This is a genomic window from Rhizobium nepotum 39/7, assembly GCF_000949865.1.
Lineage (GTDB): Bacteria > Pseudomonadota > Alphaproteobacteria > Rhizobiales > Rhizobiaceae > Agrobacterium > Agrobacterium nepotum.
On the sequence record NZ_JWJH01000047.1, the window covers coordinates 1 to 13,235 of the forward strand.

The window sequence follows — 13,235 nt, forward strand, 5'->3', positions numbered from 1 at the left end:
GCATCCTGGCGCTTCAAGAACCGCTCTCAAAGCTCACATGAGGATTTCGCCGTCAAGATCCATCACTGTTTCATAGCCTGCCTCCTTTCGATTTCGCATCGAAGCCATGGTCTGAGCCACATTGCATGACGCGGCACGTTTCCGTCGCCGGTTCAAACTCACATACGGTCGCCGTTTTGTCCGGCAGCACCACTATCCCGCTTGCGTAGCGGCAAGGCTCAGGAGAACGGGACCAATCTAAAGCACGGCATTTGAAGCCAGACTTTGAGGCGGTTCGCTCACCTGGATCCGACCAGGATTGATCAGTCCTGGAAGATTTGTGTGTTCGGTTGGTGTAAAGTCGTCAGGCGGTCTTCATAACAGCCCCTTCGATGACAACACCTGCAGTGACAAACTTCCACAGCGCGATAAGGAGCTTGCGCGCTAGTGCCACAATCGCAGCTTTCTTTAAACGTCCACCGTTCGACTGGACCCGACCCACAAACCAACGGCTGAGCGCTGATGCTGGCTGATTGCGTAGCCATAGCCAAGACAGCTGGATCATCGTGGTGCGCAATCGGGGATTCCCTGCTTTTGAGACACCTTGTTCGTGGTCAATCGTCCCGCTCATCCATGGGGTCGGTGTCAAACCTGCATAAGCCGCAATCTGCCGCCGATTATCAAACTGTCGGCACAGCGCTTCGGTCCAAAGAACGGCGGCAAACTCAGCGCCGACACCCTTTAAGGTAAGCAGCATTGCCGGCGCCGGCGCCTCAAACGCTAGCGGCTCGTTTACGGACAGGAGGGAATTGCGCTCGCTCTCAACCGCGGCGATTTGCTCAAGCAGCAACTCAAGACGATCGAGTTCTCGATTTATTTGAGTCTTGAGATGCCTTGGCAGGTCACGCCCGTCTCCGGTCTGGAGCTCCTCCAAGCATTTGCGGCGATCCTTGCGAAGCGGTTGATAGCCGCTGACGCCCTGGGCGAAGAGTAGACCCTTGACGCGATTAACATGCCTTACCCGCTCTGCAATCAACACTTTGCGTTCCCGGCAAATGCGACGACGGTCTTCGTCCTCATGGGACGGCGCTCTGACCATTGCGCATACACGTGGCTCGCCCCGCTTAAATGCCAGCAGTGTTCGCGTCAGTGCCTCTCCATCAATCTTGTCGGTCTTAACACGCCGACGTCGACGAGAGGTCGCGATAGAAGCTGCATCAACAATGTAACTCTCAATCCCGTTCGCTTCCAAAATTCGATGTATCCAAAACCCATCCAATCCAGCCTCTTGGATCGTTACGATGGGAAACGACTTCCCTGTTCGCAGCCACGCCTTCTGTTGGAGCTGCTCAAACCGAGCGAGCAACTCGGTAATATTGCCGCCATCCACCACATGCTTCGACATCTTTTCGCCGTTGCCCGGCGACAACGAAGTGATCAACCAGGTTGATCGGCTAAGACCGTATGTTCTCGGGGTGAAGGTGGCTCACCCCCGCGATAAGCTGAGATCGGGGGTTGCTTCGGATTGGCCGAAGCCGAGCCCCAAGCTTAGCGAGGGTGAACCATGGATCAGCATAACAGGCTTTTTGTCGGTTTGGACGTCTCGAAACTGAAGATTTCTGTAGCCGTCGCGGATGGCGAGCGGGGTGGTGAAGTAAGTTTTTATGGGGACATAGCCTCGGATCCTAACTCGGTGACGAGCATCGTGGAAAAATTGGCGAAGCGAGGAGCTGTCCTCCACTTCTGCTATGAGGCCGGACCGACAGGTTACGAGCTTTACCGTCAGCTTACCGGGATGGGTCACGACTGCGTGGTGGTCGCACCGTCCCTGATACCAAAGCGACCTGGTGATCGGGTGAAGACGAACCGGCGCGACGCAGTCAGCCTGGCAAGGCTACATCGTGCAGGTGAGCTGACGGCAGTCTGGGTTCCAGATCGCGGACACGAAGCCATGCGCGATCTCGTGCGGGCCCGAGAAGCAGCCCAGGAGGCTCAAAAGCGGGCGCGTCAGCAGCTTCAGTCGTTCCTACTTCGACATGGCCGGATCTATTCGGGCCGCTCATCCTGGTCGCTCGCACACATGCGGTGGATATCGACCCTGAAGTTCGAGCATCCGGCGCACTTCATCGTGCTCAAGGAATACTGCCAGGCGATCGAGGATACCGAGGTGCGCTTAAAGCGTCTGACCGATCTGATCTCGGAGACTGTCAAATCCTGGACGATGGCTCCTGTTGTCGAAGCATATCAGGCGTTACGAGGTGTGTCGTTGATTGCCGCCGTCGTCTTTGTTGCCTAAATTGGCGACATCCGCCGCTTCGAAAATCCGCGCCAGCTGATGGCCTTTCTTGGCCTCGTTCCGTCAGAGAGCTCGACAGGTGAACATGTCAAACGTGGCGGGATCACCAAGGCCGGGAACTCTCGGGCCCGTCGCATGCTGGTCGAAGGCGCATGGGCTTACCGCTTCCCGGCGCGGGTAAGTCGAACCAAGCAAGCGCAGTTGGAAGGCCTACCGAGAACCGTTCGCGAAATAGCCTGGAAAGGTCAGCTCCGCCTCTGCTCTCGCTATCGAAAAATGATCCTCGCGGGGAAGCACAAGGCCATCGCGATCACCGCGATCGCTAGAGAAATGGGGGCCTTCCTGTGGGCTATCGGTCAGGAAGTGCAACCAGCTGACCACGCTTAGCCAAGCACCGCATATCGCGCGCATTGGAAAGAGGAGGCAAGATCGATCATCTGCTGATGCTCAATGTTGGAGGCAGGGCCCCGGTCGGGGAATCTTCGATGGAATTAAGTGGCCGACTACGTCGATGCCCGTGCTCAGATAGAAGCAGCCCCAGGCGTACACACGGAAATGCGGTATCCAACCCGCGTATAAGAGTTTGCAAACCGTCGTCTTGAGGCCCTGTCTCCTACATTGCGCATTAGCTACACCATGCAGGACCAGCCATTATTGGCTGGACGAACAGTCGTGGCCACGCCGCTTGCAAATGAACATAAGAGTTCCAACGACACAAAAATTGCGCCAAGATCAGTGCGAACGGCAGTCTGCATTTCCAATTGAACGGATTTGGCTTCCATAATGTTCTCCTCCCGAGCGAGTGCATTGATGCAACCTTACTCTGACAGAGCACCGGCCGCTGTTCACTCCTCATAGGATCTAAAGCCGAAGACACCCATCACCCGCACTTGGCCTACCCTCTGCAACCCCGGCCAGCGCCGGGGCAGGCCAAGCGCTGATCGCCGTCATCACGTTCCCGTCAGGCTGCATCTTTCGTGCGGGTATCGTAGCTGAGTGGATACACACCGCGTCGTTGCAAGATCGGAACCACCTCATCAACAAACTGCTCGAGATCATCCGGCAGATAACGAGGAGAGATTGTGAACCCATCGGCAGCACCGGACTGCCACCAGGAGATCAGATGATCCGCAATACCATCGGGTGTCGCGATCAAACCGGGAAGTTTCTCGACCTCCGCCAACCCGCGCAACGAAAGCCCATTGTCCAATGCGACGGTACGTCTTGCCCGGACCACACCGACGGGGATGACGCTTTGCGATACATCCTGGAAGTCCGATGCGGACAGGATCTTATCGGCAGTGGTGCGCTTCAAATCAACACCAAGTACGCCCGCCAACTGTTCAATATCCTTCTCGGTGACCGGCGATGCGGCAAGCCTGTCGCGCTTGTAGCACTCGACCTCAGCATCTGTTGATCGAATGATCGGCGATATTGCCGGCATCAGCTTTGGCAATGAATTGTTTGGTCGTCCCAAGGCGAGTGCCGCGTCTCGTAACTCCGCCCGGAAAGCACGAGATCCTTCGAGCGAACCACTGGGCGCGTAAACGTAGTCAGCGTAGCGCGCTGCAAGAGCGACCCCGTCGCCCGAACCACCCGCCTGCACGATTTTTGGACGCCCCCAGGACGGGCTTGGGAGATTGAGCGGGCCCGCGACGTTGAAATAATGGCCATGGTGGTTGATGGGCTTCACATCACCGTAAAACGGGTTTTCGCCTTCGGCTTTGCCATTCCAGGGGAATTGCCAACTGTCCCAGAGTTTATGGACGACCTCAACGAACTCCTCTGCCTTCGAATACCGCGCTGCACGATCCGGCAAATCATCAGCCGAAAAATTGGCGGCAATTTCAGGATGCCAGCTTGTGACAATGTTCCAGCCGATACGGCCATTTGTCAAAAGATTGAGGCTCTGGAGTTGGCGCGCCATAGTGTAGGGATCGCCGTAGGTCGTGGATGCTGTGACGATCGCGCCGATGTCCGGCACCTGCGACAGCACCGCGGCAAAGATGACGAACGGATCAAATGTCTGTTCAGGGCGGGTATTTTCATTGATCAACAGCTGCGGTCTGTCCGACATGAAGATGTTGCTGAACCCCCCTCTGTGGGCAATCCGCGCATTGTCGACATAATAATCCAGACTGAAGATACGATCGAGCGGCAGGTCCGGGCGTTGCCAGGAATCATTTGCCGAGCCGGACGAGTTGATCCAGGCATTGAGTTCAAGTTGCTGCGTCATGATAATTCCCGTTAGGTGGAAAGTTGATGGAGCTGGCGCTCGGCATGCCGGAATGAAGACGTTTCCAATACATCCTCATCTTCAACCGGCCGCACAGTCGTGATGCCACCGTGAGTGCTGACATCGACTTGCAAATCAAAAACCTTGCTCAGAATATCAGCGTTGAAAACGGTTTGCGGCGCGCCGTCGGTAACCAGCTGTCCATCTGCGATAATCACCGCCCGGTTACAATAGCGAGCGGCATGATTGAGATCGTGCACGGCCATAAGCGCTATCCCGCCGCTGCGGGTAAAATCTCGGACAAGTCGCATGGTCTCAACTTGGTAACGGAGATCCAAAGCGCTGGTTGGCTCATCAAGCAGCATAACTCGCGTTCCCTGCGCCAACGCGCGGGCGATCATCACGCGTTGCTGTTGGCCGCCGGATAGCTCGTTGACGTAGCGATCAGCCAGCTCGGCAAGACCTAGCTTGTCTATGGCTGCGGACGTCGTTGAGTGATCGTCCGCACTAAAACGAATGCCCACGTAGGGGCTGCGGCCCAGCATCACCGCGTCATAGACCCTCAGGTCGAATGGCACGGGTGAGGACTGAGGGACGTAAGCGATACGCTTTGCCCTGTCGCGACGCGTTAATCCGAGCAGATCTTCACCATCGAGCTTAACCGACCCATTCGTTATGGGAGCAAGCCCAAGTACGGCTTTGGTCAACGTCGATTTTCCGGATCCATTCGGCCCCAGCAGTGCACAAAAGTCACCCGGTTCGAGCGAAAACGAAATGCCATGCAAGACCTGTCTTCGCCGATAATGCAGGTTCAGATTCTCGATCTCAAGGCTCATAGCGTATTCCTTTTCCGTAAGATGAGATAGATGAACAGCGGTGCCCCGACGAGCGCGACAACGATCCCCACGGGGATGACGCGAGGGGGCAGGATCATCCGCCCGACCGTGTCTGCGAGAAGCAGCAAACCGCCGCCTGTGACCATGGAAAACGGAAACAGGAAACGATGGTCCGATCCGACGATCAGGCGCGCGATATGCGGTGCCACCAGCCCGACAAAACCAACCACCCCGATAAAGCTGACAACAAGGCTTGAGCCACTTACGGCAAGGAAGATCAATGAGACACGCAACAGATTGACATTCACGCCCAGACTTTTCGCGGTGTCATCACCAGCGAAGGCCAAGCTGTTCACCTGCCCCGCTTTCAGTTGGAAATACGGCGTTATGATTAGGATCGTCGCGGCCAGAACACCTACATGGGTCCAGCGTGCTTCATTGACCGAGCCAAAGGTCCAACGTGTGATTGCCGCAAGTGCCTCATCATTGGCGATGTATTGCAGCCCGGATGTCAGCGCACTGAAAATCGCGGTCAAAGCAGTGCCAAGCAGGATCAGAACTGTGATGTTCATTGATTTTGCCGAAGCAAGACCAAGCACTATCAACGAGCAGGCGAGTGAGAACGCAATGGCGCTGAGACTGATGGTGATGCCGACACTAGTTCCATTCGTTTGCGCCACAAGAATTGCCAGCGCTGCGCCGAATGCTGCAGCTGGCGAAAGGCCCAGCGTATACGGGCTGACCAAGGGATTGCGTAGCAGCCCCTGCATTGCAGCGCCGGACAACGACAATATCGCCCCGGCAAAGATCGCCAGGAGAACACGTGGTAACCTGAGCTGCAAAAGCACGTTGGTAAGTCGTTCGTCTTCACGCGCAAGTTCGATGCCCAACAACTTTGCGTAGGAAAGCCGATAGAGCTCACTGAGCGAATAGCTCGATGTCCCTGACAAGGTCGCATAAACAGCCAAGGCAATCAGAAAGGCGATGGAAACGAAAATCCAGAATGCCGTTCGCCTATGTCGGTGAATGCTGTCGCGCGACAGCACCACATCTTTCCGGCCTGCAAAAGCCATGTTCATTGTCCGGCCGTCCCGGCCTTGATGAAGTAAACGCCGTTGTCACCCTTGTACGGTACGCCAAGAAACTCTTCATCCCAGCGACGGGCAATGTCTTCGGGGCGATAATCTTTGAACGCTTCGGGATAAAGCCAATCGGCCACATACAGGGAGGTCAGGGTCTTCGCCTGCTGCCCCAGATGATAGGCGTTGACGATATAGATATTATTGTTCTTGGCCGCCTCGAGATTGACCCAGCCTGGCCGAGACTGAAGTTCCTTCCACTCTCCGTCAAAGACATCCTTGGTGGAGCCCGTGTAGTTGTTGCCAAATTCGCGAATGACCAGATCGGGTTCTCTGGTCAGAATTTCAGCCGCATCAATCGGCGTTTTCCAGACTGTCCCCTGGGTGTGGCCTGCCTGACCAAAAACGACATCCTCAAAGAGGCTGCGTCCGCCACCCTTGACGATTGCCTCATAGAAACCAGACCCCTTGGTCGGTGTCTGGTAGGCGATTTCGTTTTCGTAATAGACGGTTTTTGGCGTCAAACCGGCTGTGCGTTTCTCAATCTCGGCGTAGATGTGCCTGCGGAAATCCAGAACCTTCTCCGCTCCGTCCTCACGGCCGAAGATCGAGCCGAACAATTCGACGTTTTCGTTGAAACGATCATTGCGCCAGCCGCTGGCGACAACAACAGGAATACCAAAGGCACCCAGTTGCCGCTCAATCTCTTCCCAACCGCCATTTGCATAGGAAATGACGACATCAGGGTCGGCATTGACAATCGCCTCATAATTGACCTCGCCCGTCTCGCCAATATTATAGGAATGGTCCCATTTGCCGCCCGCCAGCTTGTACTGATTGACGTCACGTCCTGTTACGCCAACGATTTTGTCACGAGATCCGATCGCAGCAACGATGTCGACATTGTAACTGCCAATGATGACGGCACGCTCCGCAGGCTTTTTGAGCTCAACCGTGCGACCCGCCTCGTCTGTCACCGTAAACGCTGCAGCGGGTACCGCCCATAAGGTGGCAGCGAGTAGAGCCCCTGTCAGCAAGATCTTGGATTTTGAAACACTTACAATCGCAATCACGATAAACCCTCAAAATATTCCACTAATTTAATAGACTATTTTGATGAATGATAATTCTAAAGCGATGTGGTTCTCAAAAACGCCATCGCACTAAAAAAATTATGCGCTTGAAACTTTACTTTTAAAACTGAGAAAACTCATTATCCGTTGTGCTCGCGACGTCGGGATATTGGATTGCCGTCACCCGCGCCTCCCCCAGATTTCGGTGGTTATACTCGATAGGTCGTCAATAATCGCGCCGTACCCGCAGAAATCGGTGCAGCGGCGAACGACTACCAACATCGGTCGCTGATGGCTCGCCAAGCGCGTTCCAGCACGCAAAACCCGAGCTGTAATGTTGCCAAAATCCAGCTTTCCATCACATCCCACTGGTTAAAAATACCCTTCAAAAGCTCGATGACCATAGCGACACCACGATGATGACAGCTATAGTATCGGAACTGTGCTTCTTTTTTGAAAGTGATGAGGCTCGAGGTGTGGAGGCATGTCAGGTGCTGGCTCAGAGCCGATTGTGAGAGGCCAGACTTTTCACATCATCCTCGTGGCAAACCAAGTGCGAACAGATCAGCAGTCTCTTGGGATTTGCGAACTGTTTTAGAAAATCAGCCTCGCGTTTGCCGCCATCATCGAAATCTGAGCTCACGACCGTCCCTCATAACTAGCGGAACGATAGACCATATTCGTGCGATATTATGTTCGAACTTATTGCGATATGTTATTCAGCTTAACACTTTATCACGTAGCTGCCACCCTCGCGGGGGCGTATGGCGACGGTGGCAGTCAACGTCTAAGAAGCAGCTATCGAATGATCGGACGCTACATATCAGAACTTGTAGCTGGCGCCAAAGAGCACCTTATGCTGAGTGGCACCGAAATCTCCGATGCTCGAGCCGAAGTCTTTGCTCCCGAAGTCCGAGTAGCGATATTCTCCGCGCACCAGGATGTTGTCGGTGACGGCGTGCTCTACACCACCACCAGCCGTCCAGCCGATAAGGATGTCGTCCTTCTTGCCCGCTCCTGGAACCTCGACCTTTGCGCCTGCTGCTGCCACACCGGCCGTCGCGAAGAAGAGGGTTCGATCCCAGGCATACCCGACACGACCGCGGCCCGACGCATCCCACTCGACAGTCGCGTCGCTGCTGTCTTCAAAGTTGTAGTTAAAGTCGTTTTCAATACCAAAAACAATGTTTCCGTGCTGGAAATTGTAACCGGCATGGGCGCCGAAAGAGCCACTGTCAAGATCAACATCAGATCCGAGAATGGTGGCTTGGTTCCAGTTGTATCCGCCCTGTGCACCGAGATAAAAACCGGACCAGTCGTAAGCGGTGTAGACCTGCTGCTCGCTCGGAGGTGCAGGTTGCTCGTAAACGATATCGGCCGCTAGAATGGGGGTGGCGGAAGATAGCGCAAGCGCTGCGAAGGCCAAAAGTCTGAACTGCATGTGTCAACGTCCCTATGTTAAATGTGCAGAGCGAAGTTCGCGCCGGTCGGCTCGCCCTGCTCATGGACTTGACTATGGCGCAAGGGTTTGTTGCAGAGTGTCTTTTCAGATTATGTTTTGTTGCGATGCGGCACTTATTCGGGATGAGTGCAATGGAATTGTCTCTGCCGACACAAAAAAAGCATCAGCTGAGGCAGGCCTCGGTCGATCATGTTGGCCCGCAGCTAGGCATTTCTCGCGTGCATCGCGCAACTGCTGTCGAAGTTGCGGGGAAGATACTTGGTCAGCATGCATGAGCTGACGGACGAGTGGATCGCTTAGAACATCTTTTATTGTCAAATCGTCGTTGAACATTGTCGTCTCATTCAGTTGCATCACTTTTGGCCAAGCCGAGCAACCAGGCGATGTCAAAAAGCAGGCCGATATCAAGGCGAGATGTTCTAATGGATTGCGGCGTGTGACGAACCCACTAGCGGTGCGGGTGAACCGGGTTCGAATTGTCTGACGTAGTTGGGCCAACCGTTGGCTCTGTCCTTATCGGACCTGACGCTAAAAAGAGGCATCGTCTGGGCGCTCTTCATCTACCGTATTGGGGTGAATTCAGCTTGGGCGAAACGACGCTCGAAGAATCTACCGTAAGCGGCAAGCTGAGGCCGTTCAGGCCCTGTAGCTCCACGGCATAAGGGTATGGATTTCGCTGCTAGGCCAGCCATTTGCAAGGCGCTCGAGCGTCTGCGTCAGCCAGGCCTGGGGATCGACAGAATTCATCTTTGCCGTCTGCAGCAGCGTCGCGATTGTCGCCCATGTCCTGCCGCCACCATCACTGCCAGCGAAGAGGCTATTTTTTCTTGTAATCGCCTGTGGTCTGATCGCGCGCTCGACTATGTTGGAGTCGACTTCGACACGGCCGTCGGTCAGGAAGCGCTCGAAGACGTCACGACGCTTGATCGAGTACCGTAGAGCGTCAGCGAGTTTGGATTTGGCCGACACGCGCGGTAGCGTCGTCTGCCAGAGAGCGAAGAGATCTCGGACGATCTCTGCCGCGCGTTCTTGTCGGGCTGCGACACGCGCCTCAGGGCTTTGACCACGGACTGTGTCCTCTATTTCCCAGAGCTCTGCCATGCGCTCGACTGTCTCTGTTGCGACCTTGGAGCTCTTGGCGACATGCAATTCATAGAACTTGCGGCGGCTATGTGCCCAGCAGCCAGCCAGAGTAACGCCGTCGTTGCCGCCGTCCCTGCGGACAAGCTTGCTGTAGGCCCCGTACCCGTCAACCTGCAGAATCCCGCGATAGCCGCTGAGGTGGACACGGCGATCTGAGCCAGAAGCGCTTCTGTTGGAATGCCCGCCTCAATGATATGTGTCGGGGCCGCGGCCTGGATCACGCCGTCTTCGTTCTTAAAAGCGTATTTGGGACGGCGCGTGACAATGACACGGAACTTCGCTGCAACGACATCCAATCGTTCGGATATGTCTTCTCCGATCAGAATTTTTGTCTTGCCCGCATGCTCCGGCAAGTCTTCCGGCTCGATCACCACCTCGATACGCACCAGATGCGGCGCAAAGCCCTTGCGTGTGTGAGGATCAGCCGTCGCCGACCCGAGATCGCAATGGCGAGAGCGATCTGTTCGGTCTTGCCACACCCAGCGGCGGCTACGATGCTTCCACGGCGGATGCTGTCGGCGAGCCGAGCGATTTCCTGATCATGCACCATCAACCCAGTTCCGTATCGCGACGATACCCTTGGCGAGGGGCGTGTTGGGGATGGCTGCAAGGTTTGGCCCGATCACGGCTGAGAGCGTTTCGCCGCGCGTGATGTCCTTGAACCAGCTTTTATCTTTCGCGACCTTGCCAAGAATGCGGCGCACTTGCTCCGAATCACGGTCGTGGCCCAGCTTCGCGTCGGTGGCTGTTGGCTGACCGGCGGCGGACAAGGCGTTGTCCATGACGGCCATGACGCTGAACTGTCCATTGAAATCGACAGCGAGTTTGATCATGGCGCGAACGCTGTCCCAGGGAAGGTCAAGGAAAAGCCGTTCTTCCGTCGAGCATTCGTCCGGCCACTGATGGACGACTGCCCCTTTATCTTTGGCTCTTTTGAGCGCGTCTTGGTTCGGGGGTTCATCGGAATCAAGAAGCAGGAAGACGTCATAGCCGAGATCCCGGAGGTGTTCGGCGACGAGTGGCGCGTTGTCTTTGCCACCGCCATCGATGGCGACGACGCTTTGCAAAGCGAAGGAATCCTCCTCCAGCGTTTGCCACCAGTCGTCCAGACCGCGTGCGATACCTTGCTCGGTCCGGCCTTCACCCACGATCACCTTGCGGACGAGGAACGCTTCGGGGGTCCCTCGAAGGTGTCGTTGTGCGGTGTCGGGGTCTTTCGCCGTCGCAGCGACCGAGGCAACAGTAGTGGTGCCGCCTTTCGCGCGGACGGCAAAGATATCCGCGGCGGTCAGCTCTCGAATGACGACCGGTGAATGCGTCGTGGCGAATATCTGAGGCTGTCCGGCGCCTTCATTCACCTTGGGCGTTTTCAAGTATTTAAGGAGGCGCGCGACGCGATGCGGCTCTAGGCCGTGCTCGATCTCATCGATGATCGCGATGTGGGGCGGGCCTGCGTCATGTTGCAGGGCCGATACCAGCAAGCGGGCGGAACCCGTGCCCAATCGGCGTAGAGGGAGATTGCCGTCGTGAAGTGAAATGCCTCCAGACGTGAGGCTGACACCCTGGACGTCGAGTTCGGCGGTGAACTTGCCTCGAACCGGACAAGAAACGCGCGACTGTGCGATAGCTTGATATGCGCGACCTGCATCCGCCTGGAAGTTGAGCGTCTATTCAAGACAGGAAAGCTCAAGTTCCTCGTCTGCACGTCCACACTAATAGAGGGCGTCAATCTGTCCTGCAGGACCATTGTGGTTCGCGGTCCCCGCAAAGGCAAAAAAACGCCTATGGAGCCGCAGGATTTTTGGAACCTTGCCGGCAGGGCCGGCAGATGGGGAGATGAATTCCAGGGTAACATCATCTGCATCGACGCGTCCGACGAGAAGGCGTGGCCCTCCGGAGTTCCACAGCGCACCCGGTATCCGATCCGGCGCGAGACGGATACTGCTCTTTCGAAACTCGAAGAGCTGGCCGCTTACATAGAGCACCGTCCAATGGGTGTGGACCTTGATCCTAGTCAGGTCCGCGCCTTTGAGCAGGTGAGCGCCTATCTGACGACGGCTTTTGTTCGCGATCGTTCTCTGACCGGTGCGCCTTGGGCAAAGCGCCAGCCCGCCACCACGTTGCAACGTCTCGAACAAGCGCTGAGCACGGCGACAGAGGGTCTGGACATCTCAGCGGAAATTGGCGCCCGGAACCCTGGTGTAAGCCTGATTGGGTTGCAGTGTTTATTGGCATTCTTCCGCGGTTACAAAGGCCCGCGTGAAGATCTGTTGCCCGCGCCATCGGAAAGCGATGATGCGTACCACCGCTTTTCGAACATGATGGAAAGGATCAATGACAATGTCCTTACCGTCTTCCTGCCGAAAACGCTAATTCCCCTGCATGCGCTGACGGTCTTGCAGTGGCTCAAGGGCTTCTCTTTGCCGACGATTATTCGCAAGATGATCGAGTATCTTCAACGGCGCGACGGTGAGGTCGACACAGCCGGCGTCATCAGAAACACACTTGAAATGATTGAGGGCACGGCTCGCTTCCTAGCTCCTCGGTATTTCTCTGCCTATGTCGATGTGTTGAACCAGCATTTGAAGGCCATAGGTCGAGAAGACCTTATCGATAGCGACCTCGATATCGGCGTTGCCCTGGAATTCGGCGTGAGTACCGTGACCCTACGCTCGTTGATGGCGCTTGGCATGTCACGCATAGGGGCCGTCGCGCTCTACGAGATTGTCGCTTTGGATGACCTCGACGAGGCGGCGTGCATTCAATGGGTTGTGGACCGTCGCGAGCAACTGGACGCCATCGGCTTGCCATCGATTGTCGTCCGCGAGGTACGTGAGAAGGTCCTCACAAAGGCATTGATGGAGGAGTAGCAGATGGCAAAGCCGGTAGAACTTTCGAACGGTCAGATATTCAAGACCAAGAAGGCCGCTGAACAGCATTTCAGAGACATGCTAGCGCGCTATCGCGACGGCGAGCACATATCGGATTATCAGGACCACAGTGATCTCTCAGCGCTTTTAGAGCGTTTTGACTTACTCGTTTCCGACGGCCCCTCAAAAATCGGCGCCGGCATAAAGCGGTTTGAGAGACGGTTGAACGTAACCGCCCGATTGCTACCGCGGCGATTTTGC

Annotated in this window: 9 protein-coding genes and 4 pseudogenes; 3 read left to right on the forward strand and 10 right to left on the reverse strand. The window is 55.8% G+C overall.

Features of this window, described 5'->3' with window-relative positions:
- Positions 1-343: 343 nt before the first annotated feature.
- Positions 344-1,438 (reverse strand): annotated as a pseudogene (locus tag RS75_RS24100) (IS110 family RNA-guided transposase); the annotation flags it as partial.
- Positions 1,439-1,543: 105 nt separating this feature from the next.
- Between RS75_RS24100 and RS75_RS24105 the strand changes: the two are divergent.
- Positions 1,544-2,662 (forward strand): annotated as a pseudogene (locus RS75_RS24105) (IS110 family RNA-guided transposase).
- A 242-nt stretch (positions 2,663-2,904) separates the two neighbouring features.
- Here RS75_RS24105 and RS75_RS26715 read toward each other — a convergent pair.
- The 9 genes and pseudogenes from RS75_RS26715 to RS75_RS24145 form a co-directional block, all read right to left on the reverse strand.
- The gene (locus RS75_RS26715; RefSeq protein WP_160297207.1) at positions 2,905-3,057 is read right to left on the reverse strand and encodes a hypothetical protein; all 153 of its coding nucleotides are present in this window, start codon (positions 3,055-3,057) and stop codon (positions 2,905-2,907) included.
- Positions 3,058-3,236: 179 nt separating this feature from the next.
- Entirely contained in the window at positions 3,237-4,511 is a 1,275-nt protein-coding gene (locus RS75_RS24110; RefSeq protein WP_045025148.1) for an NtaA/DmoA family FMN-dependent monooxygenase, read from the reverse strand.
- A gap of 11 nt (positions 4,512-4,522) precedes the next feature.
- Positions 4,523-5,347, reverse strand: coding sequence for an ABC transporter ATP-binding protein (locus tag RS75_RS24115; protein ID WP_045025149.1), 825 nt, complete (start codon positions 5,345-5,347; stop codon positions 4,523-4,525).
- Positions 5,344-6,420, reverse strand: a complete 1,077-nt coding sequence (locus tag RS75_RS24120; protein ID WP_052679756.1) for a FecCD family ABC transporter permease — start codon at positions 6,418-6,420, stop codon at positions 5,344-5,346. Before RS75_RS24120 ends, RS75_RS24115 begins: the two co-directional genes overlap by 4 nt.
- Before the next feature lie 2 nt (positions 6,421-6,422).
- Positions 6,423-7,499, reverse strand: coding sequence for an ABC transporter substrate-binding protein (locus RS75_RS24125; protein ID WP_160297208.1), 1,077 nt, complete (start codon positions 7,497-7,499; stop codon positions 6,423-6,425).
- 823 nt (positions 7,500-8,322) lie between these two features.
- Positions 8,323-8,940: an outer membrane protein gene (locus tag RS75_RS24130; protein ID WP_045025150.1), complete on the reverse strand. Its 618-nt coding sequence runs from the start codon at positions 8,938-8,940 to the stop codon at positions 8,323-8,325.
- Positions 8,941-9,597: 657 nt separating this feature from the next.
- Positions 9,598-10,541, reverse strand: a pseudogene (tnpC, locus tag RS75_RS26015) (IS66 family transposase); the annotation flags it as partial.
- Positions 10,472-10,654, reverse strand: a complete 183-nt coding sequence (locus tag RS75_RS26020; RefSeq protein WP_084687209.1) for a DEAD/DEAH box helicase family protein — start codon at positions 10,652-10,654, stop codon at positions 10,472-10,474. The gene RS75_RS26020 and the pseudogene tnpC, both read right to left, overlap by 70 nt.
- The gene (locus RS75_RS24145) at positions 10,644-11,729 is read right to left on the reverse strand and encodes an ATP-dependent nuclease (RefSeq protein WP_324607198.1); all 1,086 of its coding nucleotides are present in this window, start codon (positions 11,727-11,729) and stop codon (positions 10,644-10,646) included. Before RS75_RS24145 ends, RS75_RS26020 begins: the two co-directional genes overlap by 11 nt.
- Before the next feature lie 3 nt (positions 11,730-11,732).
- Here RS75_RS24145 and RS75_RS24150 point away from each other — a divergent pair, with 3 nt between their 5' ends.
- On the forward strand, positions 11,733-12,974 hold the full coding sequence (locus RS75_RS24150; protein WP_267884635.1) for a helicase-related protein: 1,242 nt from the start codon (positions 11,733-11,735) through the stop codon (positions 12,972-12,974).
- A gap of 3 nt (positions 12,975-12,977) precedes the next feature.
- Positions 12,978-13,235: pseudogene (locus tag RS75_RS24155) on the forward strand (hypothetical protein); the annotation flags it as partial.